This window comes from Variovorax xiamenensis (genome assembly GCF_050916385.1).
Taxonomy (GTDB): Bacteria; Pseudomonadota; Gammaproteobacteria; order Burkholderiales; family Burkholderiaceae_C; genus Variovorax.
Window position 1 is genome coordinate 1,594,539 of sequence record NZ_CP139038.1, and the last position, 20,564, is coordinate 1,615,102.

Genomic DNA, 20,564 nt, shown 5'->3' on the forward strand with positions numbered 1-20,564 from the left:
CGTGCCTGTTCGTCCTTCCTTGTTCCAAGGCCTGGCCAAGCCCGTTGCCGGAGATCCCGGCTGTGTCTTGCCAGGCGTTCAGCAAAGCCCATCATGACTCCAGAAACCCAGGCCATCGGCCGCGTGCCGGACCGGTTCTCCATGCTGTTCCAACCCGGATGGCAACTGCGCGAACAGTTGCGCGATCTGCGTGATCTGCGCGACCTGCGTGATGACGATGACGAATGCGTCGTCATGCCGGCACCGCAGGCGTGCACGCAGAAGCCCGCCGCAGCGGCTGCGCAGGCGCCCGACCTGCAGGCGCACCTGGCGACGCACTACGCGCAGCTGCACCGGCGCCTGGAGCGGCACCTGGGATGCGCGGACTTCGCGCGCGAATGCCTGCACGACGCGTGGCTGCGCCTGGGCGAGAGGCAGCCGCAGGAAGCGCCGGCGAACCCCGACGCGTACGTCTATCGCGTGGCCTGCAATCTCGCGATGGACAGCCTGCGTTCGCGCAAGCGCTGGCCGGGAGGCGCGAACGAGGAGGATGCGGACCTCGACGTCATCGCCGACCTGCAGCCGGGCCCGGAGCTGATCGCCGAGGCGCGCTCGGAGGTGGCGGCGGTGGACCGCGCCATGCAGCGCCTGCCGCGCGGCCACCGCTCCGTGCTGCTGGCGCTGCGCCTGCATGAGATGTCGCGCCAGGAAGTGGCCCGGCGCCACGGCGTCTCGGTGCGCAGGGTGGACACCACGCTCAGGCAGGCCCTTGGCGTCCTGCGCTGAGCCGTCGATGAGCCATAGGCGGGTGCGTTGCCTGCCTGCCCCTGCGGAAGTCCCGCTCGCGCAGCCGTCACGCATCCTGTTGCATAGTCATTCGGGAACTGGAGGAAACAGGTGATGAAGTGGACGACACCCATGCGGGTCACCATGCAGGAGTTGGATGCCAGGCTCTCGAAGATCGTCGAACGCGCGCGAGAGGGCCCGGTGGCGGTCAACCGCTACGGATCGCCATGGGTCTGGATCGTGAGCCACCAGGCCTGGGTGCAGGCCGACAACCTGCGGGCCCTCGTGCCCGAGGGCCATCCGCTGGTGGCGCTGCACGACCTGGTGGAAGACGCGCTGCGCTACGAGCGCCCGCTGCTGGCCGACCTGGAGCTGCAGTACGGCAGCCGCATCGGCGCATCGACGCTGCTGCGCAGCCTGGTGCTGCAGATCGTCTACTCGCTGGAAGACGGCGAGAAGGTGCACGAGAGCCTCACCTACAACATGCTGTTCCGCTGGTTCGTGGGCTTCGAGAAGTTCGCCGACGAGCTGCCGGGCCGCGTCGAGTTCACGCGCGACCTGAACGCGGTGGGCGCCGATCCGCGCGTGGCGCGCGTGATCACGCGCTGTCTTTCCAATACCTTCCTGCCTGAATCGGGCGATGGCGATTTCCGCGTCAATCGCGGGCTGCTGCATGCGCTGTCGACCTGGGCCTGCGCGGCGGTCGTGCCGGAGGCGCGGCCGCACCAGGCGGCGCGCTGAGGAGAGATGTGGATGCCGGCGCGCCGGCAACCTCGGCCGTTATGGCGTCGCAACGGTTGCGGGCGCTGCCTTTGCGATGCCGGGCGTGGCTGGCTGCGGCAGCGCGGGCGCAGCAATGCGCTGCGGCGTGCCGGCCTTGTCGATCACCACCGCGTCGGCTTCGACGGCACTCAGCGTGACCGACTTGCCGAGCGCTTCGCCCGTGCGGTAGGCGCGTGGCGCCGCGTCGTTGACCGAGAGCACGGCCACGCCATGCTCGCCGGACTTGATCAACCCCTTGACCGCGATGTTGGCGCGGATCTCACCGGGCCCGAACCATGCGGCGATCGCGTCGGCCGAAGGATCGGCCTGTGTGGTCGGCGCGGGTGGCGGCGGTGCGCTCGGCGCGGGGGCGGACAGCAGGCGTGCCCATGTCGCCACGCCCGCCGCCACGAGCAGCAGGCCAGCGGCATGGACGGCGTATCGGACGGATGGTTTCACGGGCTCGGTCATCGTTGCTTTCCAGGTGGTTGCCGCCGCGGCGGGCGTCGGGCGTCCTGTCTATCACGCCCTCGTTGGGGTTTCGTGTCAGCGGCTTCATGGCGGCATCACACGTGCTGCCTAGCATCGCGCGAGGCTTCTTCGATGGGCGTCGCAGGATGATGAAGATGTTGTGCATGTCGGCGCGAACACGGCGCGCGGGCGAGAGCGGCTTCTCGCTGATCGAGCTGATGATCGTGATGGTCATCGTCGGCATCGCGACCGCTGCTATCAGCCTCGCCGTCGCGCCCGATCCGGCGCAGGAACTGCGGCGCGATGCGCGCGAGCTCGCCCTGCGGCTGGCCGTGGCGCAGAACGAAGTGCGCATCGATGGCCGCGTCATCGCATGGCAGGCGGATGCCGACGGCTACCGGTTCGCGCGCGGCACATGGCAGGCCGTGCCCGGCAGCGCGATACCCACGGTGTCGACGCTCGGTGCTCTCGACACCTTCAACCGCGACGACGAACTGCGTCCGCGCCAGTGGCGTGCGGGGCCGGTGGAGGTGACGCCTGCGCGGCCGATCCTGCTGACCTCGGAGCCGATCGGCGCCGCCTGGCGGCTCGAGCTGCGACGTGGCGGTGTCACGGTGGCCGTGCTGCGCGATGCCGCGGGCGGCTATGAAGTGAAGTAGCAGTCCATGAACAACGCGCCGTGCCCGCGCGAGTCGGGCTTCACGCTCATCGAAGTGCTGATCGCGCTGGCCATCGTCAGCATCGCGCTGGCGGCGATCGTGCGGGCTTCGAGCCTGACTATCACCAACCTCGGGCTGCTGGAGCAGCAATCGCTGGCGATGTTGTCGGCGGAGAACCGGCTCGCGGAGCTGCGCATGGCGCAGTGGCCTGTCGCGCCGGGCGTGGTGCGCAGCGCCTGCCCGCAGGGCGGCCTGCGCCTGGTCTGCCGAACGGAGGCTGGCACGGCCGTCGACGGGCTGCGCAGCGTGACGGTCGACGTCTACCTGGCCGAGGACGGCGACCGCCGCCTGGCTTCGCTGCGCACGCGCGTGCAGGACGCAGGAGCGGGCAAATGACGACGACGCGAGCGCACGCACAGGCCGGCTTCACGCTCGTCGAGGTGATGATCGCCATCGCCCTCATGGCGGTGCTGAGCGTGATGGCATGGCGCGGCCTCGACAGCGTGAGCCGCGCCAACAACGCGCTGGAGCGCCGCACGGAAGAAGTCGCACGGCTGCTGCGCGCGCTCGACCAGCTGGAGCGCGACTTGTCGCAGCGCGCCACCACGGAGCTGCCGGGGCGCGAGGGCGGTGGCGCGGCACCGGCCATCGCGCTGCTGCCGGCATCGCTGCAGGTGCGCAGGCAGACCGAGCTGCCGTTCTTCATGGAGATCGTCAGGGCCGCGCCCGCCGCGCCGGGTTATTGGCAGCGGGTGCAATGGTGGCGTCGCGGCAGCGTGCTCTATCGCGCGGCGGGGCCGGTGGCGGCGTCCTTTCCGTTGCCACCGCCCGATACCGGCGATCGCGTGGCGTTGCTGGACGACGTGACCGCTTTCGAGCTTCGGGCGTGGGAGCCGGGGGCCGGCTGGCGGCCGCTGCCGGCGGTTGCGTCCGCACGCGCGGGGGCGACGGGCATGGAGTTGGCGCTGGGAATGCGAGCAGGCGCGGATCGCCAGGTGCAGACCTATCGCCGGGTCTTTCCGCTCGAATGAGCGGACGGCCCCGACCGGCGCGATCTACAACTGGTCCGTCGGCACGAACCACGAGAACAGCAGCAGCTGCAGCCGGGTCAGCATGCTCGAGTCGGGTTCGCTGTCGAGCACCTCGTTGTTGACGTCGCCCGTGCCTACCCACTGCACGTTCTGTCCGTCGGGCTTGAGCGTGACGCGGTACACGCCCTCGATGTCGTCGAGCTGGTAGGCGAAGAGCAGGGCCTGCGTCAGGTCGAAGCTGCGCACGCGCACGCCGAACTCGGTGTTCAGGCGGGCGGAGCGCGGGTCGAGGTTCATGGAGCCGAGCAGCACCCATTGCCGGTCGACCAGCGCCAGCTTGGCGTGCAGCCGCCCGCGCGCCTTCTTGAGCAGGGTGCGGAACTGGTCGCTGCGCTTGAGCTGCTGCGTGCTCACCTCGTACAGGTTCACGCCCAGCTTGAGCATGTCGACGCGGTAGCGGTTGTAGTTGATGTTGACCAGCGGCTCGTCGCTGTCGGCCAGCGAGTTGGTGATGACGGTGATGTTCACGCCATGCTCGCGGCCCATGCGGATGCGCTCCATGCCCTCGTCGCCCGGAATGAAGTAGGGCGAGATCACCACCACGTTCGAGCGGGCCGTTGCCAGCATCTCGTGGAAGCGCTGCGCCAGCGGCTCGGTGGGGCGCGCCATGACGCCCAGCGCCTTGTTGGGGCTGTCGGCGGATGCGTGGGCCTCGGCGCGCATCCACTTGGCTTCGTCGATGTCGGCGAGCTGGGTGGCCAGCGGCGGGTCGCCGAGCAGGTCGGTGACGGGCAGCGGATCGGGCGGCGGCGCGTGGGCGGGGGAGGTGGCTTCCTCGAAGTCGGCCTTCAGCTCCTGCGGCGTGCGGCTGGTGCTGGCCACCCGCAGCAGGGGGTAGACCACGTCGCTGTTCCAGTAGGTGTCGAAGATGGCGGCGGATTCGGGCACCACGGGGCCGGCCAGCAGCAGTTCGAAGTCGATGAAGTTGGCGCTGTCGCTGCGCAGGAAGTATTCGTCGGCGAGGTTGCGCCCGCCCGCGATGGCCATGGCGCCATCGGCCACGAACAGCTTGTTGTGCATGCGGTGGTTGAGCCGGCGGAAGTCGGAGAAGAACTCCAGCCAGCGGCCCGACGAGTGGTCGCGCGCGTTCACGAAGGGATTGAAGAGCCGCACCTCGGCATTGGGCTCGGCGGCCAGCCCGAGCAGGAGGCGGTCCATGCCGGCCGTGTAGAAGTCGTCGAGCAGCAGCCGCACGCGCACGCCGCGCCGGGCGGCGTTGCGCATCTCGCGCAGCAGGAGACGGCCGGTCTTGTCGTTGCCCAACTGGTAGGTCTGGATGTCGAGCGACGACCTGGCGCGCCGCATCAGTTCGAGCCGCGCGTCGAGCGCGAAGGAGGCTTCGATCAGCGGCCGCATGCTGCTCAGGCCGTCGGGCGGGTTGTTGAGGCTGGTGGCCGCGCGGCCCAGTTCGGTGGCCGGCGAGGCCGCGATGGCCAGCGTGGGCGGCTCGGGCGTGCGCGGCGGAAGCCCGGCGCAGCCGGTGAGCGCGACGGCAGCCACGAGCGCCATCAGCCGCAGAGCCGGACCGCGCAACGCGGGAAACAGGAGGGCGATGAGCTTGAGCATGAAGGCTGCCAACGCACTGGGAGCGTGCGGGCGGCATCGTAGCCGGTTCGCCTTCGGCCCGAAGACGCAATTTCGCAACGTAACGCCCTTCACTCAGGGCGGTGATTCGGAGAAGCGGGAATTTGTCACGCCTAAAATGCGAATCGTTCTTATTAATTTATAGAGGAGCGGAGCGGGAATGAAGAGGTTGGTGGCGCGGCGCAAGGTCGCATCGGTGCTGGCGGGATGCCTGGCGATCTACACACAGCATCAGGTGCTGGCCCAGACGACGAATGCAGCCTCGCTGCCGGAAGTGAGGGTCGACGCGGGAGCCGAAGCCGAGACCGCGACCTCGCCGGTGATCGGCTACCGCGCGAAGAACGCCGTCACCGCCACGAAGACCGACACGCCGCTGGCCGAGACGCCGCAGTCCGTGACCGTCATCACGCGCGACCAGATGGTCGACCAGGGCGCGACCAACCTGCAGGACGCGCTCACCTACGCCGCCGGCGTACGCTCCGATGCCTATGGCATCGACTCCCGCTCCGACAGCTTCTCGGTGCGCGGCAGCGACCCGACCATCTACCTCGACGGATTGCAGACCTATTCCTCCGGCTGGTACACCGCCACGGCGCGGCCCGACCCCTACACCCTGGAGCGCCTCGAAGTGCTGCGCGGACCGTCGGGCATGCTCTTCGGAGCGGGTACGGCGGGCGGGGTGGTCAACATGGTCAGCAAGCGGCCCCAGCAGGAGGCGTACCGCGAAGTGGGCGTGCAGCTCGGCTCCTTCGGCCGCAAGCAGCTGCAGGCCGATCTCACCGGCCCGCTGACGGCTGACGGCGACTGGTCGTACCGGCTGGTGGCGCTGCACCGCAAGTCCGATACCCAGGTCGACTACGTTCCGGACGACCGCTCGCTCATCATGCCGTCGCTCACCTGGCGGCCGAGCGCCGCGACCTCGCTGACGCTGCAGGCCCTGTGGCAGAAGGACAAGACCGGCAGCACCTCGCAGTTCTTCCCCTGGCAAGGCACGATCCTGCCGAACGTCAATGGCCCGCTGCCGTCGAGCCGGTTCATCGGCGAGCCGGGCGACGGCTACGACACCGAGCGCAAGACCTTCGGTTGGCTGTTCGAGCACAAGTTCAGCGACCAGTGGACTTTCCGCCAGAACTTCCGCGCGTCGCGCACCTTCAACGACTCGCACTACCACTACGCCGATTCCTTCTCCCAGCCCGGCGGCTGGTCGCTGGACCCGGTCGGCCAGCGCCTGCTCGGCCGCTACAACGACAAGTCGCTGGCCTGGACCAGCATGTCGGGCATCGACAACCACGTCGAAGGCCATTTCGACACCGGCGGCGTGCGCCACACGCTGCTCGTGGGCGCCGAGTATTCCCGCCAGCGCCAGGACAAGACCGAAGGCTCCGTCTACAGCTCCATCGACGCCTACGCGCCGGTCTACGGCATCGGCTACGTGCCCGTCACCGAACTGACGCGCAAGCCGCGCACTACGCAGCGCAATGCCGGCATCTACGTGCAGGACCAGATGAAGTGGAACAACTGGATCTTCGTAGCCGGGCTGCGCCATGACCGCAGCACCGCCGGCACGGCGGGCAGCGCATCGGAGACCACGAGCGCCACCTCGCGCCGCCTGGGCGTGATGTACACGCTGCCCTCCGGCTGGTCGCCCTACCTGAGCTACACCGAATCCTTCACCCCGCAGGCGGGCTCCGACGTCGACGGCAAGCTGTTCAAGCCACTGCGCGGCGAACAGGTGGAAGCCGGCGTCAAGTACCAGCCCCAGGGCTCGCCGACGAGCTTCACCGCCTCGGTGTACTCGCTGAAGGAAAAGAACCGCACCGTCTTCGACAGCACCAACCCGAACTACGGCCGGCAGGTCGATGCGACGAAGAACAAGGGCGTGGAGTTCGAGCTCAAGACCACCGTGGCGCGCGATCTCGACCTCATCGCCAACTACACCTACATTGACGTCGATCACAAGCTCACCGACACGCCGCGCAACCAGCTGTCGGTCTGGGGCAAGTACCGCTTCTCCATTGCCGGCGTGCCCGGCTTCTCTGCCGGCGCCGGTGTGCGCTACATGAGCGGCTTTCGCGACGTGGAAGGCGCCAGCGCGGGGCCGTACGTGCCTTCGGTGGCCCTGCTCGACCTGATGCTCGCCTACGAGTCGGCCAAGTGGCGCTACGCCCTGAACATCAACAACGCGACCGACAAGACCTACTTCAGCACCTGCCTGTCGCGAGGCGACTGCTGGTACGGCGCGCGCCGCAACATCGTCGCCAGCGCGACCTACCGTTTCTAGAATCCTTTCCTCCAACAGAGCCGCCACGACATGAACAGCCGAAAGATCAAGACCTGGGCCTGGGTGCACAAGTGGAGCAGCCTCGTGTGCACGGTGTTCATGCTGCTGCTGTGCATCACCGGCCTGCCGCTGATCTTCCACCACGAGATCGGGCACCTGCTGGGCACCGAGGTCGAGGCGCCGAAGATGCCGGCGGACACGCCGCGCATCAGCCTCGACCGCGTGCTCGAGGTGGCGAAGGCCAAGCACCCCGACCGCGTGGTGCAGTTCGCCTCGCAGCCCGAGGACGACGACGGCCTCTGGTTCGTCACGCTCACGCCCACGCCGGCGCCCACCGAAGACTTCAAGTCGGTCGCGGTCGACGCGCGCACGGGCGCGGTGCTCGCCCAGCCGAAGTTCGACGAGGGCTTCATGTACGTGATGTTCAAGCTGCACGTCGACCTTTTCGCCGGGCTGCCGGGCAAGCTCTTCCTCGGCTTCATGGGCCTGCTGCTGCTGGTGGCCGTCGTCTCGGGCGTGGTGCTCTATTCGCCCTTCATGCGCAAGCTCGACTTCGGCACGGTGCGGCGCGAGAAGCGCCCGCGCCTGAAATGGCTCGACCTGCACAACCTGCTGGGCATCGTTACGCTGGTGTGGGTGTTCGTGGTGGGCGCCACCGGCATGATCAACACGTGGGCCGACCTGGTCATCAAGTACTGGCAGTACGACCAGCTCAGCGCGCTCATGACGCCCTACAAGAACGAGCCCGTCGTGGCGGTGAACGAGCGCGCCTCGGTGCAGCGCTCGATGGAAGCCGCGATCCAGGCGACGCCCGGCATGAAGCTGTCGTTCATCGCTTTCCCGGGCACGTCGTTCTCGAGCCCGCACCACACGACCTTCTTCCTGCGAGGCAACGAGCCCTTCACGTCGAAGCTCTTCCAGCCCGTGCTGGTCGATGCCAAGACGGCCGAGGTGACCGCGTCGCCCAAGCTGCCCTGGTACCTCTGGGCGCTGCTGGTGTCGCAGCCGCTGCACTTCGGCGACTACGGCGGCATGCCGATGCAGATCATCTGGGCGCTGCTCGACATAGCGACCATCATCGTGCTGGGCAGCGGCCTGTACCTGTGGCTCAAGCGCGGCAACACCGTGCCCGCGGCTTCGAAGAAGAAGCCGGAAGAACATGAAGAGCGGCAGCACGCCCCTGTCGGCGCCGCCCAACCCGAGCCGGTACCGGCGATGAAGGTCCAGGCATGAAGCAGCATCACGGCTTCTGGCACATGTGGGGCTGGCCCCTCGTGCTGGGCGTGCTCACCACCTTCGGCCTGATCTCGGCGCTCTTCAGCGACGGGGGGCTTGGCGACATCCTGGCCTGGATCGCGCTGGGCATTCCGTGCCTGGTGTGCATCTGGTACGGCTGGTGCAGGAAGCCGGCCGACAAGGCCCAGAACCAGCACTAGCCGGCAGCGCGTCCTAGTTTTCCCTGAGAGTCGCGCCACCGCGACACGCGCGGTCGGCGCGCCAAAGCAGAATCGGCGCGATGAACCTCGCGCCCGTTGCTCTCGCCGCCGCCGGTTTCCTCCTGCTCGCCGCGTCGCCGGCCGCGCGGGCGCAGCAGGAGCCTCCGGTGGATCCGAACGGCGGCAGCAATACCGGTCGCGGCAACGGCGCGAGCCTTCGCGAGATCACCGTGACCGTGCCCCGCGGCGAGGTGGCTCCCTTCAACGTGCCCGGTTCGGTCGACCGCGTCGACGGCGACGAGATGCGCGACAGCCGCCTGCAGGTCAACCTGTCGGAGGGCCTCGGCGCGGTGCCGGGGCTGCAGGTGCAGAACCGGCTGAACTACGCGCAGGACCTGCAGCTTTCCATTCGCGGCTTCGGCGCGCGCTCGACCTTCGGCGTGCGCGGCGTGCGGATCTACGTCGACGGCATTCCCGCGACCCTGCCCGACGGGCAGGGCCAGACCTCCAACATCGACATCGGCTCGCTGGACCGCGTCGAGGTGCTGCGCGGGCCGTTCTCGGCGCTCTACGGCAATTCGTCCGGCGGCGTGGTGCAGGCCTTCACCGCCTCGGGCGAGGGGCCGCCGCGCCTGTCCTATTCGCTCGCGGGCGGCAGCTTCGGCACCTGGCGGCAGTCGCTGCAGCTCAGCGGGTCGCAGGGGGCGGTCGACTACCTGCTCGACGCGAGCCGCTTCCACACCGACGGCTGGCGCGAGCACAGCGCCGCGAAGCGCGACATCGTCAACGGCAAGCTCGGCATTGCGCTGGACAACGGCGACAGGCTCACGCTGGTCTTCAACAGCGTGCGCATCGACGCGCAGGACCCGCTGGGCCTCACCGCCGACCAGTACGCCCCGGCGCCGCGCAACGCGCCGCTGGCCACGCAGTACGACACCCGCAAGACGGTCGAGCAGGCGCAGGCCGGCCTGCTCTACGAGCACCGCATCGATGCCACGCAGGGGCTGCGCCTCATGGTCTACGGCGGCCAGCGCAAGACCACGCAGTTCCAGTCGATCCCGCCTTCGGCGCAGCAGAACCCGCTGCACGCGGGCGGCGTGATCGACCTGTCGCGCCAGTACGGCGGCATCGACCTGCGCTGGAACGCCGCGCTCACCCTGGCCGGCCGGCCCTTCGACATCGTCGCGGGCCTGGGCTACGACAGCCTGCGCGAAAAGCGCCGGGGCTACGAGAACTACCTCGGGCCGGTCTCGGCCCCGGTGCTCGGCGTGCAGGGGCGGCTGCGGCGCAACGAGCTCAACGAGGCCTGGAACCTCGACCCCTACGCGCAGGCGACATGGCGCTTCTCCGACCGATGGACACTCGAGGCCGGCGTGCGGCACAGCAGCGTGCACTTCAACTCGCAGGACCGCTACATCGTTGGAGCCAACCGCGACGACAGCGGCAGCGCGCGCTACAGCAAGACCCTGCCCGTGGCGTCGCTGCGCTACCAGGCCACGCCGGACCTGGCGCTGTACGGCTCCATCGGGCGAGGCTTCGAGACGCCGACGCTGAACGAACTCTCCTACCGGGCCAACGGCGCGAGCGGACTCAACTTCGCGCTGCGCCCTTCGGTCAACGACAGCATCGAGGTCGGCGCGAAGGCGCGGCTGGCCGGGGGGCTGCTGACGGCCGCGCTGTTCCAGACCCGCACACGCGACGAGATCGTGACGGACACCAACATCGGCGGCCGTGCCACCTTCCAGAACGCAGGCCGCACGAAGCGCAACGGCTTCGAGCTCGGCTGGCAGCACGAGACCGCGAACCACTGGCGCACGCAGCTGGCCTACACATGGCTGGACGCGACCTACCGAGACGCCTTCTGCTCGCCTTCACCCTGCGGGGCCGCGAACACGGTGGCCGCGGGCAATCGCATTCCGGGCATCGCGCGGCAGTCGCTGTTCGCATCGCTGGGCTGGGTGCCGCCCGAAGGCTGGCGCGCCGGTGTCGAGATGCGCGCGCTGGGCCGCATCCTGGCCAACGACGCCAACACCGCGAGCGCGCCGGGCTATGCCGTCGCCGCGGTGTACGCGGGCTACCTGAAGAAGTGGGAGCGCTGGGAATTCAATGCCTTCGCGCGTGTCGACAACCTGTTCGACCGGCGCTACGTGGGCTCGGTGATCGTCAACGAAGGCAACGGCCGCTACTACGAGCCGGCGCCGGGGCGCAACTGGACGGTGGGCTTGAGCGGCGCCTACCGGTTCTGAGGCGCTGGAATGAAAAACGGCGGGCAATGCCCGCCGTTGTTTCGTTCAATGTCGCATGCTCAGAAAGCCGCGGGCCGCCATTTCAGCAGGCGCTTCTCCAACGAGCTCAGCAGGAAGTCGGCCGCCAGCGCGACAACCGCCAGCACGATCATTGCCGCGAATACGCCGCTGGCGTTGAATGCGCCCTGGGCGGTGGAAATCAGCAAGCCGATGCCTTCCTTGGCGCCGAGGAACTCGCCGACCACCGCGCCGACCAGCGCGAAGCCGAAGCTCACGTGCAGGCTGGCCAGGATCCACGACATGGCCGACGGGATCACCACAGACATCGTCAGCTGTCGCGGCGAGGCACCCAGGATCTGCGCGTTCGCGATCATGTACTTGTCGGCTTCGCGCACGCCCTGGAAGGCGTTGCCGAAGACCACGAAGAACACCATCACCACCGCCAGCGCCACCTTCGAGGCCATGCCCAGGCCCAGCGCGATCACGAAGATCGAGCCCAGCACCACGCGCGGGATCGAGTTGGCGATCTGGATGTAGAGGCTGAACACATCCGACAGCAGCTTGTTGCGTCCGAGGACGATGCCGCACAGCACGCCGGCGACCGAGCCGATGAGGAAGCCGATCACCGTTTCCTCGAGCGTCACCGCGACCTGCATCCACAGCGAGCCCTGCGAGGTGCCGTCGCGCATCCATTCCACGAGCTGGTCGTAGATCATCGAGGGCATCGAATAGAAGAACGGGTCGATCCACTTCAGGCGCGCCGCGATCTCCCAGCCGCCGAGCGCGACGACCAGCACGATCAGCCGCAGCGCGATGATCATGCGGCGCCGGCCGCGGATGGCCGCCTGGGCGATTTCGGACTCGCGTGCCAGCGCGGCGTCGCTGAGCGAGGAGGGCAGCACGGCCGCCGTGGGAGTAGAGGAGGGGGTCATGGTCTTCGTTGCCGTTGTTGTCGTCATGGCGTTCACTGGATCACCACTTCTTCGCGCAGGTCGTCCCAGATGTGCCGCGAGAGCTCGATGAACTGCGGGTCGTAGCGCACCTGCGCCATCACGCGCGGGCGCGGCAGGTCGATCTCGTACACGCGCTTGAGCGTGGCGGGGCGCGCCGAGAGCACGAACACGCGGTCGGCCAGCGCGATCGCCTCTTCCAGGTCGTGCGTGACGAACACCACGCTGCCGCCGTTGCCCGACCACAGCTGCAGCAGCTCGTCCTGCATCAGCGTGCGGGTCTGCATGTCGAGCGCGGAGAAGGGCTCGTCCATCAGCAGGATCTCGGGGTTGTTGATGAAGGTCTGCGCCAGCGCCACGCGCTTGCGCATGCCGCCCGACAGCTGGTGCGGGTAGTGCTTGCCGAACTTGGCCAGGCCCACGCGGTGGATCCATTCGTTCGCGAGCTCCAGGGCTTCCTTCTTCGGCTTGCCGCGGAAGATCGGGCCGGCCGCCACGTTGTCTTCCACGCTGCGCCACGGAAACACCGCGTCGGCCTGGAACACGAAGCCGATGCGCGGGTCGATGCCCGTCACCGGCTGGCCCATCACGCGCACGTCGCCCACGGTGGGCTTGAGCAGCCCGGTGATCATGTTCAGCGTGGTCGACTTGCCGCATCCCGTGGGCCCGACGATGGCGACGAACTCGCCGCGCGCCACCGACATGCTGAAGTTGCGCAGCGCCACGGTGGCGTTGCCGTCCTGCGAGATGAAGCGCAGCGAGACGTCGTTGAAGTCGATGGCCGAGGTCACGGTGCTGCCGTTGCTGCTGGGGGGAATTCCGTTGCGCATGGTCACTTCGCCGCCGTCGCTGCCGCGGCCAGGTAGGCGTTGCTGTAGGTCTTCGACAGGTCGATGTTCTTGCTCTTCACCAGCGGCTTGTAGGTGGCGAGCACCTTCAGCACGTTCTCGGGACCGCCCGCGGGCATCTTCGCGTCGGCGGTGAACATCGGCAGCGAGGCTTTCAGCGCCTCGACGTACAGGGCCTTGTCGTTGCCGTAGTAGTCGCGCGGCATCTTGTCGGCAATGTCCTCGGCGCTGTGGGTGCTGATGTATTGCATGGTGCGGGCGAAGGCGCGCGCCAGCTTGGTGGCCTCGGCCTTGTGCGACTCGGCCCAGGCGTTCTGCACGTAGAGGCTGGCCGCGGGGTAGAGGCCGCCGAGCGCCTTGACGGTGTCGGGCTCGGTGCGCAGGTCGACCAGCACCTTGGCGTCGCCGGTCTTGAGCATCTGCGATACGGTGGGCTCGGTGGTCATGCCGGCCTGGATGCGGTCCTGCTTCATGGCCGCGATGAAGGTATTGCCGGCACCCACGGGCAGCAGCGAATAGTCCTTCGAGGCCACGCCGGCGCGGTCGGCCAGGTAGCGCGTGAGGAAGTCGGTGGACGAGCCCAGGCCCGTCACGCCCAGCGTCTTGCCGCCCTTGGCGTCGGCCATGGTCTTGAAACCGGCGGCCGCGGCCTTGGTCGAGACCAGCTCGACTTCGCCCGGCACCTTGCAGAACACGGCGATGGCCTGGATCTCCTTGCCCTTGCTCTGCAGGTCGATGGTGTGGTCGTAGAAGCCCACCACGCCCTGCACGGCGCCGGCGATCAGCTGGTTCTCGGCGTCCACGCCGGCGGGCTGCGACTGCAGCTCGACGTTCAGTCCCTCATCCTTGAAGTAGCCCAGCGTGTCGGCGAGCTTGGCCGGCAGGTAGATGATCTTGTTGATGCCGCCCACCATGATGGTGATGGGCGCATCGGCGGCCTGCGCGAGCGGTGCGGCGGCGGCGAGGGCGGTGCACAGGGCTGCGGCCAGCAGGGTGCGTCGGGATGCGGGCATGGTGGACATGGTGTCTCTCCGTGTTGGTATCGAATCGGAATCCGCGTACAGCTGACACCTGCCGCGGGACGGGGCCAGTCTAGGAATCGGCATCCTTCAGCCAGCTTTCGGCGGCTCGCGCGATTTCTCATGGTTATCCCTAGGGCGGCGCGATGCCTGCCATGCTTCCTAGAATCCACGGCCACCATCCCCGACCCTCATGAAGCTGCTGCTCATCGAAGACAACCCGCAACTCGCGCACTGGCTTTCCAGCCTGCTGCGGGAGCAGGACTTCGTGGTCGACCACGTGGACCACGGCGAGGCGGCCGACCGCCTGCTGCTGCAGGGCGGCTACGACGTGGTGCTGCTGGACCTCAACATCCCGGGCATGTCGGGCAAGGCCGTGCTGCGCCGGCTGCGCGAGCGCGGCGACGCGGTGCCGGTGATCATCCTCACGGCGACGGCGTCTCTCGACCAGAAGGTGCTGTGCCTGGAAATCGGCGCCGACGACTACCTGGTGAAGCCGTTCGAAATACGCGAGCTGGTGGCGCGCATCAAGGTGCTGGTGCGCAGGCAGATGCCCGGCAAGGCCAACGACATCGCCTGCGGCGACCTGCGCTACGACCTGCGCACGCGGCAGTTCACGCTGGCCGGCGAAGAGCTGTCGCTGCCGCCACGCGAACGCACCCTGCTGGAGACGCTGATGCTCAAGGCCGGCAGCACGGTGTCGAAGCAGGCGCTGATCGACGCCATCTTCGGCCTCGACGACGAGCCCAGCGCGGACGCGGTCGACATCTATATCCACCGCCTGCGCAAGAAGCTCGAGGCGAGCCAGGCGACCATCATCACGCTGCGCGGCGTGGGCTACCTGCTGCGCACGCGCCAGGAAGGCTGACGATGAGGCGCGCCAGCCTGCGCCTGCGGCTCGCGCTGTGGCTGCTGCTGCCGCTGTCGGTGTTCGTGGCCATTTGCGGCTGGCTCAACTGGCGCAACGCGGCGGAGGTGGCCGACTACGTGCAGGACCACGACCTGCTGTCGTCGGCCAAGGTGCTGTCGGACCGGCTGATCTGGGAGGACGACGACGTGAAGGCCAGCGTGCCGCCCTCGGCGCTGAGCCTGTTCGTGTCGGCCGAGCGCGACCACGTGTTCCTCAGCGTGATGGGAGCCGACGGCGAGGTGCTGGCCGGCTCGCCCGACTTTCCGCTGCCCGCCGTGCGCAAGCCCGAGGGCACCGACCGCGCGCAGTGGTACGACACGCAGTTCGCCGGCTGGCCGCTGCGCGCGGTGGTCACCACGCGCTCGATGTACGAGGCCGGGGGCGCGCGCGACATCACGATCGCCGTCGGCAAGACCGAGCGCAGCCGCGACCACATGCTGCGCACGCTGTGGTGGCCGTCGATGGAATATCTGCTGATCGCGCTGGCGCTCGCCATCGCGCTGGCGGTGGTGGCCCTGACGCTGGAACTGCGCCCGATCGTGCGGCTCAGCCAGCAGCTCGCGCAGCGCGATCCGATGCACCTCGACCTCGTCGTCGATCCGCAGGCGCTGCATTCGGAGCTGCGGCCTGTGGCCGACACCATCAACCGCTTCGTGGCACAGCTCAAGGCGCATTCAGAGGCGCAGCGCCGCTTCATCGCCGACGCGGCGCACCAGCTGCGCACGCCGCTGGCCATGCAGGCCTCGCAGATCGAGTTCGCGCGCTACACGCGGCAGCACCGCGGCGAATGGGACACGCGCCGTGCCGACATGGATGCGATGTGGCTGGCCATGCAGACCAGCAACCGGCAACTGGTCGATGTGACCAACAAGCTGCTGTTGCTGGCGCAGGCCGAGCATGGCGATGCGCACACGAAGCTGGAGCAGGTCGATCTATCTGCAGCAGCGCTGCGCTGCGTGGAACAGCTGGCGGCGCTGGCCGATCGACGGGGCATCGACCTGGGGCTGGAGTCGGAGGCGGGGCCGCGGGGCGCAATGGTGATGGCGCAGCCCGCGCTGCTCGATGCGCTGGCCACCAACCTGCTGGACAACGCGCTGCGCTACACGCAGGAAGGCGGGCGCGTGACCGTCGGGGTGCGGCGCGTGGATGGAGCTGTCGAGCTGAGCGTGGAAGACAACGGCTCGGGCATTCCGGTCGAGGCGCGGGAGCGCGTGTTCGAGCGCTTCTACCGGGTTGCGCAGGACACCGAGGGCACCGGCCTCGGACTGGCCATCGTGCGCGAGATCGCGCGGGCCTTTCAGGCGGACGTGCGCCTGGAGTCGAACCCGCGCGAGGCGCACGGATTGCTGGTCACTGTACGTTTTCCGGCGACCACCGCCTGAAGCAGGCGATCGCCGGGAAATCGCAGGATCAGAGGCCGGCGGCTGCGCGCAGGGCGGCTGCCTGCGTGGTCGCTTCCCAGGTGAACTCGGGCTCTTCGCGGCCGAAGTGGCCGTAGGCGGCGGTCTTCTGGTAGATCGGGCGCAGCAGGTCGAGCATCTGGATGATGCCCTTCGGGCGCAGGTCGAAGTGCTCGCGCACCAGTTCGGCGATCTTCTCGTCGGGGATCACGCCGGTGCCTTCCGTGTACACCGTGATGTTCATCGGCTGTGCCACGCCGATGGCGTACGCCACCTGGATCTGGCACTGGCGCGCCAGGCCGGCGGCCACGATGTTCTTGGCCACGTAGCGTGCGGCGTAGGCGGCCGAGCGGTCGACCTTCGACGGGTCCTTGCCCGAGAACGCGCCGCCGCCGTGCGGGCAGGCGCCGCCGTAGGTGTCGACGATGATCTTGCGGCCGGTGAGGCCGCAGTCGCCCTGCGGGCCGCCGATGACGAAGCGGCCGGTCGGGTTGATCAGGTAGCGCGTGTCCTTCAGCCACTCCTTGGGCAGCACCGGCTTGATGATCTCCTCGATGATGGCTTCGTTGAACGAAGCCTTCATCTTGGTGGGCGTCTCGCTCTGGTCGGGGCTGTGCTGCGTGGAGAGCACCACGGTGTCGATGCTGTGGGGCTTGCCGTCCACGTAGCGCATCGTCACCTGGCTCTTGGCGTCGGGGCGCAGGAAGGGCAGGCGGCCGTCCTTGCGCAGCTGGGCCTGGCGCTCGACGAGGCGGTGCGCGTAATAGATCGGCGCGGGCATCAGCTCGGGCGTTTCGTCGCAGGCGTAGCCGAACATCAGGCCCTGGTCGCCGGCGCCGGTGTTCAGGTGGTCGTCCGATGCGTGGTCGACGCCCTGGGCGATGTCGTTGGACTGCTTGTCGTAGCAGACCATCACGGCGCAACCCTTGTAGTCGATGCCGTAGTCGGTGTTGTCGTAGCCGATGCGCTTGATGGTGTCGCGCGCGACCTGGATGTAGTCGACGTGCGCGTTGGTGGTGATTTCGCCGGCTAGCACCACGAGGCCGGTGTTGGTCAGCGTCTCGGCGGCCACGCGGCTGCGCGGGTCCTGCTCGAAGATCGCGTCCAGGATGGCATCCGAGATCTGGTCTGCGACCTTGTCGGGATGGCCTTCGGAGACGGATTCGGACGTGAAGAGGAAATCGTTCGCCATTTGTTCAAAACTCCTTGAATTGACTTGGCGCGTTGCCAACTCTGCGGAGCCCTGGCGAACGCTTTAGCAGATGTCGATTTCTCGACCCGGCACAATCGCACTGCTGCGCTTGTGTTTGTCGCCCTGCAAGTTGTTCCGTAACTCGGCGACAATTTGCATTCTATTCGAGCCGCGCAATACCATGCGCGCGCGTCCGTGTTTTGACTCCCTCCCGTATTCGATGATCACCCTGTTCCGCCTGCTTGCCCGCGTGCCGATGCCGCTGATGCATCGGCTCGGTGCATTGCTGGGCTGGCTGGTCTGGTGGAGCGCGCCCGGCTATCGCCGCCGCTTCAGGGCCAATGCCGAGAGCGCGGGCTTCGGCCCCGAGCAATACCGTCCCGCCATCGCCGCCGCCGGCAAGATGGCTTCCGAGCTGCCCTGGCTCTGGCTGCGCCCGCAGGGCCAGACCGTGCTGAACCGCGTGGTGCGCTGGGAAGGCGTGGAGGCCTTCGAGGCCGCCATGCAGGCGAAGAAGGGCGTCATCCTGGTCGCGCCGCACCTCGGCAGCTGGGAGATGTGCGGCCAGGCCATCGGCGAGCGCTTTCTGTCGACTTATGGGCCGATCACCGCGCTGTTCCGTCCGGCGCGCAAGAAATGGATGGCCGACCTGATCGCCGCCGGCTCGCGCGACAGGCCCGGCCTGCAGACGCTGCCCACCAACAACACCGGCGTGCGCGGCCTGATCCGCACGCTGCGCAGCGGCGGCTACACCGGCATCCTGCCCGACCAGGTGCCGCCGCTGGGGCAGGGCGTGTGGGCGCCTTTCCTGGGCCGCCCGGCCTACACCATGACCCTGCTTCCCCGCCTTGCGCAACAGACCGGCGCGGCCTGCTTTCTCAGCGTGTGTGAACGCCTTCCGAATGCGGCCGGCTACGTGATCCGCTTCGAGCCCATCGTCGGCACGGCGCTGACGGACCCGTCGGCTTCCATCGAGGACGCCGCTGCCGCCATGAACGACGGCATCGGCCGGCTGATCCACAGCCTGCCGGGCCAGTACGTGTGGGACTACGCCCGCTACAAGGAGCCGCGCGCCGAGCGCGTGGTCGCCGCGGCAGGGGAAGCCGCATGAGCCTCGGATCCCGACTCGGCATCGGCTTCATGCGAGTGATCGCGCCGCTGCCGCTGCCCGTGGTGCGCGGTTTCGGTGCGTTCCTCGGCCGCATCCTGCATACCGTCGCTGTGCCGCGGCGGCGCGTGGTCGACACCAACCTGGCGGTCTGCTTCCCGGAGAAATCGGAAGCCGAGCGCCGTGCGATCGCACGCGAGAGCTTCGTTTATGTAGCGCAGTCGTGGCTGGACCGCGGCTGGCTCTGGCATGCGCCCGAGAAGACGGTGGCGAGCCGGCTCAAGATCGTTGGCGCGGCCGCGGAGATCGACGAGATCGCCCACGGCGACGAGCCCATGATCCTGTTCGCGCCGCATTTCTACGGCCTCGATGCCGCGGCCACCGCGCTCACGATGCACACGGCGCGCCCCTCGGCCACCATCTACACGACCCAGCGCGACCCGATGATCGACGCCTGGATCCGCGAAGGCCGTACCCGCTTCGGCGACGTGGCGGCGCTCAACCGGGTGGACGGCATCAAGCCGGTGCTGCAGGGCCTGCGCAAGGGCGGCCTGCTGTACCTGCTGCCCGACATGGACTTCGGCCGCGACCAGACCATCTTCGTGCCGTTCTACGGCGTGCAGGCGGCTACGGTGCCCTCGCTCTCGCGCTTCGCGCGGCTGGGCAAGGCCAAGGTGGTGCCGGTGGTCGCGAAGCTCACGCGCGAGGGCTACGAGATCGAGATCCTGCCGACCTGGCAGAACTTCCCGACCGACGACGTCGAGGCCGACACGGCGCTCATGAACGAGCGGCTGCAGGGGTACATCGACACGATGCCCTCGCAGTACTACTGGGTGCACCGCCGGTTCAAGACGCGGCCCGACGGCGAGCCGCCTATCTACTGATTCGACTCCGGCAGCGGGCCCTCAAGGGTTGCGCTGCAGGAAGCCCTCGATCTCGCGCGCGACCAATTGCGGCTGCTCGTGCACGATCCAGTGGGTCGCGTTCGGCACCTTCTTCAGCTCGAGCTTTGGCACGTACTCGTCGAGCCCTTCGAGCAGGCCGGGCAGCAGAGCCGCGTCGTCGAGCGCCCAGAACACGAAGGTGGGCACTTCCACCACCAGCCGCTCGCGCGGCAGCACGGGGATGCCGTCGATGGTCTGGCCCGGCAGCGGCGGCTTCATCGGCGTCACGCGATAGAGATTGCAGGCGCCCGTGAGGCCCGCGCTCCAGACCTCGCGGTACTGCTGCTTCACTTCCTCGGTGAGCCAGCCGAAGCCGTCGGGGCCGGCCTTCATCAGCAGGAAGAAGGGCCACATGCGCTTGAAGTCGTCGGCCGCGAGCAGCGCCTCGGCGTCGGGACGCGCGAGGAAGTTCATGTAGGCGCTCGCCTGCTGCTGCGCCGGGTTGTTGCGCAGCTCGCGGGTGAAGGTGCCGGGGTGCGGCGAATTGATGATGACCAGCCGGCCGACCTGCTGCGGGAAGGCGTTGGCGTAGCCCCAGCCGAAGGCGCCGCCCCAGTCGTGGGCCACCAGCGCGGCCATGGTGCCGTCGGCGCTCTCGGTGGCGGCGAGTTGCTGGATGTCCTGGATCAGCAGGTGCGGCTTGTAGGCCGCCACGTCGGTCGGCGAGCTGGATTTCTCGAATCCGCGAAGGTTGGGCGCCACGCAGCGGTAGCCGCCGTGGGCCGGGTCGGAGAAGTACTCGAGCAGTTCGTCCCAGATGAACGCGGCCTCGGGGAATCCGTGGAGGAACACCATCAGCGGCCGGCCCGACTGGCCGGCGGCGCGGCAACTCAGGGTTGTGCCGTTGGGCAGGCTGCGCTGGAATGTCTCGATCATGCTTCTTGTCTCCTTCGGGTTG

20 protein-coding genes are annotated in these 20,564 nt (G+C 68.3%); 13 read left to right on the top strand and 7 right to left on the bottom strand.

Translation table 11 applies throughout. The annotated features are described in order from the left end of the window. Positions 1 to 93 precede the first annotated feature (93 nt). Complete coding sequence (locus SFB74_RS06815) at positions 94 to 765, top strand: RNA polymerase sigma factor (RefSeq protein ID WP_432730013.1); 672 nt, start codon at positions 94 to 96, stop codon at positions 763 to 765. Positions 766 to 879: 114 nt separating this feature from the next. After that, the gene (locus SFB74_RS06820; RefSeq protein WP_432730014.1) at positions 880 to 1,506 is read left to right on the top strand and encodes a transposase; all 627 of its coding nucleotides are present in this window, start codon (positions 880 to 882) and stop codon (positions 1,504 to 1,506) included. Positions 1,507 to 1,545: 39 nt separating this feature from the next. Here SFB74_RS06820 and SFB74_RS06825 read toward each other — a convergent pair whose 3' ends face one another. Next, positions 1,546 to 1,998: a type II secretion system protein N gene (locus SFB74_RS06825; RefSeq protein ID WP_432730015.1), complete on the bottom strand. Its 453-nt coding sequence runs from the start codon at positions 1,996 to 1,998 to the stop codon at positions 1,546 to 1,548. 164 nt (positions 1,999 to 2,162) lie between these two features. Here SFB74_RS06825 and SFB74_RS06830 point away from each other — a divergent pair, with 164 nt between their 5' ends. From SFB74_RS06830 to SFB74_RS06840, 3 genes are read left to right on the top strand one after another with little or no spacing between them, the layout of a single operon-like run. Then, a complete protein-coding gene (locus SFB74_RS06830; protein ID WP_432730016.1) occupies positions 2,163 to 2,657 on the top strand; it encodes a prepilin-type N-terminal cleavage/methylation domain-containing protein in 495 nt (164 codons plus the stop codon). Positions 2,658 to 2,663: 6 nt separating this feature from the next. After that, a complete protein-coding gene (gene gspI, locus SFB74_RS06835) occupies positions 2,664 to 3,053 on the top strand; it encodes a type II secretion system minor pseudopilin GspI (protein ID WP_432730017.1) in 390 nt (129 codons plus the stop codon). Beyond that, positions 3,050 to 3,688, top strand: coding sequence for a PulJ/GspJ family protein (locus tag SFB74_RS06840; protein ID WP_432730018.1), 639 nt, complete (start codon positions 3,050 to 3,052; stop codon positions 3,686 to 3,688). The genes gspI and SFB74_RS06840 overlap by 4 nt, the downstream gene beginning before the upstream one ends. A gap of 24 nt (positions 3,689 to 3,712) precedes the next feature. Here SFB74_RS06840 and SFB74_RS06845 read toward each other — a convergent pair whose 3' ends face one another. Next, positions 3,713 to 5,314 carry a phospholipase D family protein gene (locus tag SFB74_RS06845; protein ID WP_432730019.1) on the bottom strand — a complete coding sequence of 534 codons (1,602 nt, stop codon included), beginning with the start codon at positions 5,312 to 5,314 and terminating at the stop codon, positions 3,713 to 3,715. A gap of 178 nt (positions 5,315 to 5,492) precedes the next feature. Here SFB74_RS06845 and SFB74_RS06850 point away from each other — a divergent pair, with 178 nt between their 5' ends. From SFB74_RS06850 to SFB74_RS06865, 4 genes are all read left to right on the top strand, one after another. Next, positions 5,493 to 7,613, top strand: a complete 2,121-nt coding sequence (locus SFB74_RS06850) for a TonB-dependent siderophore receptor (RefSeq protein WP_432730020.1) — start codon at positions 5,493 to 5,495, stop codon at positions 7,611 to 7,613. Between the two features lie 30 nt (positions 7,614 to 7,643). Beyond that, entirely contained in the window at positions 7,644 to 8,846 is a 1,203-nt protein-coding gene (locus tag SFB74_RS06855; RefSeq protein ID WP_432730021.1) for a PepSY-associated TM helix domain-containing protein, read from the top strand. Further along, on the top strand, positions 8,843 to 9,049 hold the full coding sequence (locus SFB74_RS06860) for a hypothetical protein (protein WP_432730022.1): 207 nt from the start codon (positions 8,843 to 8,845) through the stop codon (positions 9,047 to 9,049). The genes SFB74_RS06855 and SFB74_RS06860 overlap by 4 nt, the downstream gene beginning before the upstream one ends. An 80-nt stretch (positions 9,050 to 9,129) precedes the next feature. Then, a complete protein-coding gene (locus SFB74_RS06865; RefSeq protein WP_432730023.1) occupies positions 9,130 to 11,295 on the top strand; it encodes a TonB-dependent receptor domain-containing protein in 2,166 nt (721 codons plus the stop codon). A 59-nt stretch (positions 11,296 to 11,354) separates the two neighbouring features. Here the strand turns inward: SFB74_RS06865 and SFB74_RS06870 are convergent, their stop codons facing one another. The 3 genes from SFB74_RS06870 to SFB74_RS06880 are packed head-to-tail and all read right to left on the bottom strand — an operon-like array spanning position 11,355 to position 14,115. Further along, positions 11,355 to 12,227 carry an ABC transporter permease gene (locus tag SFB74_RS06870; protein ID WP_432731889.1) on the bottom strand — a complete coding sequence of 291 codons (873 nt, stop codon included), beginning with the start codon at positions 12,225 to 12,227 and terminating at the stop codon, positions 11,355 to 11,357. A gap of 32 nt (positions 12,228 to 12,259) precedes the next feature. Further along, positions 12,260 to 13,075, bottom strand: a complete 816-nt coding sequence (locus tag SFB74_RS06875) for an ABC transporter ATP-binding protein (RefSeq protein WP_432730024.1) — start codon at positions 13,073 to 13,075, stop codon at positions 12,260 to 12,262. Between the two features lie 2 nt (positions 13,076 to 13,077). Beyond that, positions 13,078 to 14,115 carry an ABC transporter substrate-binding protein gene (locus SFB74_RS06880; RefSeq protein ID WP_432730025.1) on the bottom strand — a complete coding sequence of 346 codons (1,038 nt, stop codon included), beginning with the start codon at positions 14,113 to 14,115 and terminating at the stop codon, positions 13,078 to 13,080. Positions 14,116 to 14,305: 190 nt separating this feature from the next. Here SFB74_RS06880 and SFB74_RS06885 point away from each other — a divergent pair, with 190 nt between their 5' ends. Continuing rightward, positions 14,306 to 14,980 (top strand): response regulator, encoded by a 675-nt coding sequence (locus tag SFB74_RS06885; RefSeq protein WP_432730026.1) that lies wholly within the window; start codon positions 14,306 to 14,308, stop codon positions 14,978 to 14,980. 2 nt (positions 14,981 to 14,982) lie between these two features. Then, complete coding sequence (locus SFB74_RS06890; protein ID WP_432730027.1) at positions 14,983 to 16,404, top strand: sensor histidine kinase N-terminal domain-containing protein; 1,422 nt, start codon at positions 14,983 to 14,985, stop codon at positions 16,402 to 16,404. 28 nt (positions 16,405 to 16,432) lie between these two features. Here SFB74_RS06890 and metK read toward each other — a convergent pair whose 3' ends face one another. Beyond that, positions 16,433 to 17,614: a methionine adenosyltransferase gene (metK, locus tag SFB74_RS06895; RefSeq protein WP_432730028.1), complete on the bottom strand. Its 1,182-nt coding sequence runs from the start codon at positions 17,612 to 17,614 to the stop codon at positions 16,433 to 16,435. Between the two features lie 220 nt (positions 17,615 to 17,834). Here metK and SFB74_RS06900 point away from each other — a divergent pair, with 220 nt between their 5' ends. Both SFB74_RS06900 and SFB74_RS06905 read left to right on the top strand, forming a co-directional pair. Then, positions 17,835 to 18,725, top strand: coding sequence for a lysophospholipid acyltransferase family protein (locus SFB74_RS06900; protein ID WP_432730029.1), 891 nt, complete (start codon positions 17,835 to 17,837; stop codon positions 18,723 to 18,725). After that, positions 18,722 to 19,606: a lipid A biosynthesis acyltransferase gene (locus SFB74_RS06905; RefSeq protein WP_432730030.1), complete on the top strand. Its 885-nt coding sequence runs from the start codon at positions 18,722 to 18,724 to the stop codon at positions 19,604 to 19,606. Before SFB74_RS06900 ends, SFB74_RS06905 begins: the two co-directional genes overlap by 4 nt. A gap of 21 nt (positions 19,607 to 19,627) precedes the next feature. Here the strand turns inward: SFB74_RS06905 and SFB74_RS06910 are convergent, their stop codons facing one another. Then, positions 19,628 to 20,542 (bottom strand): alpha/beta fold hydrolase, encoded by a 915-nt coding sequence (locus SFB74_RS06910; RefSeq protein ID WP_432730031.1) that lies wholly within the window; start codon positions 20,540 to 20,542, stop codon positions 19,628 to 19,630. Positions 20,543 to 20,564 lie beyond the last annotated feature (22 nt).

What these genes read in the sequence shown, in the direction of transcription:
- SFB74_RS06850 (WP_432730020.1), top strand. Translation starts at nt 5,493, where the DNA reads ATGAAGAGGTTGGTGGCGCGGCGCAAGGTCGCATCGGTGCTGGCGGGA.
- SFB74_RS06900 (WP_432730029.1), top strand. Translation starts at nt 17,835, where the DNA reads ATGATCACCCTGTTCCGCCTGCTTGCCCGCGTGCCGATGCCGCTGATG.
- SFB74_RS06880 (WP_432730025.1), bottom strand. Translation starts at nt 14,115, where the DNA reads ATGTCCACCATGCCCGCATCCCGACGCACCCTGCTGGCCGCAGCCCTG.
- SFB74_RS06845 (WP_432730019.1), bottom strand. Translation starts at nt 5,314, where the DNA reads ATGCTCAAGCTCATCGCCCTCCTGTTTCCCGCGTTGCGCGGTCCGGCT.
- metK (WP_432730028.1), bottom strand. Translation starts at nt 17,614, where the DNA reads ATGGCGAACGATTTCCTCTTCACGTCCGAATCCGTCTCCGAAGGCCAT.
- gspI (WP_432730017.1), top strand. Translation starts at nt 2,664, where the DNA reads ATGAACAACGCGCCGTGCCCGCGCGAGTCGGGCTTCACGCTCATCGAA.
- SFB74_RS06875 (WP_432730024.1), bottom strand. Translation starts at nt 13,075, where the DNA reads ATGCGCAACGGAATTCCCCCCAGCAGCAACGGCAGCACCGTGACCTCG.
- SFB74_RS06870 (WP_432731889.1), bottom strand. Translation starts at nt 12,227, where the DNA reads ATGACCCCCTCCTCTACTCCCACGGCGGCCGTGCTGCCCTCCTCGCTC.
- SFB74_RS06885 (WP_432730026.1), top strand. Translation starts at nt 14,306, where the DNA reads ATGAAGCTGCTGCTCATCGAAGACAACCCGCAACTCGCGCACTGGCTT.
- SFB74_RS06820 (WP_432730014.1), top strand. Translation starts at nt 880, where the DNA reads ATGAAGTGGACGACACCCATGCGGGTCACCATGCAGGAGTTGGATGCC.
- SFB74_RS06865 (WP_432730023.1), top strand. Translation starts at nt 9,130, where the DNA reads ATGAACCTCGCGCCCGTTGCTCTCGCCGCCGCCGGTTTCCTCCTGCTC.
- SFB74_RS06905 (WP_432730030.1), top strand. Translation starts at nt 18,722, where the DNA reads ATGAGCCTCGGATCCCGACTCGGCATCGGCTTCATGCGAGTGATCGCG.
- SFB74_RS06840 (WP_432730018.1), top strand. Translation starts at nt 3,050, where the DNA reads ATGACGACGACGCGAGCGCACGCACAGGCCGGCTTCACGCTCGTCGAG.
- SFB74_RS06855 (WP_432730021.1), top strand. Translation starts at nt 7,644, where the DNA reads ATGAACAGCCGAAAGATCAAGACCTGGGCCTGGGTGCACAAGTGGAGC.
- SFB74_RS06860 (WP_432730022.1), top strand. Translation starts at nt 8,843, where the DNA reads ATGAAGCAGCATCACGGCTTCTGGCACATGTGGGGCTGGCCCCTCGTG.
- SFB74_RS06825 (WP_432730015.1), bottom strand. Translation starts at nt 1,998, where the DNA reads ATGACCGAGCCCGTGAAACCATCCGTCCGATACGCCGTCCATGCCGCT.
- SFB74_RS06910 (WP_432730031.1), bottom strand. Translation starts at nt 20,542, where the DNA reads ATGATCGAGACATTCCAGCGCAGCCTGCCCAACGGCACAACCCTGAGT.
- SFB74_RS06815 (WP_432730013.1), top strand. Translation starts at nt 94, where the DNA reads ATGACTCCAGAAACCCAGGCCATCGGCCGCGTGCCGGACCGGTTCTCC.
- SFB74_RS06830 (WP_432730016.1), top strand. Translation starts at nt 2,163, where the DNA reads ATGTCGGCGCGAACACGGCGCGCGGGCGAGAGCGGCTTCTCGCTGATC.
- SFB74_RS06890 (WP_432730027.1), top strand. Translation starts at nt 14,983, where the DNA reads ATGAGGCGCGCCAGCCTGCGCCTGCGGCTCGCGCTGTGGCTGCTGCTG.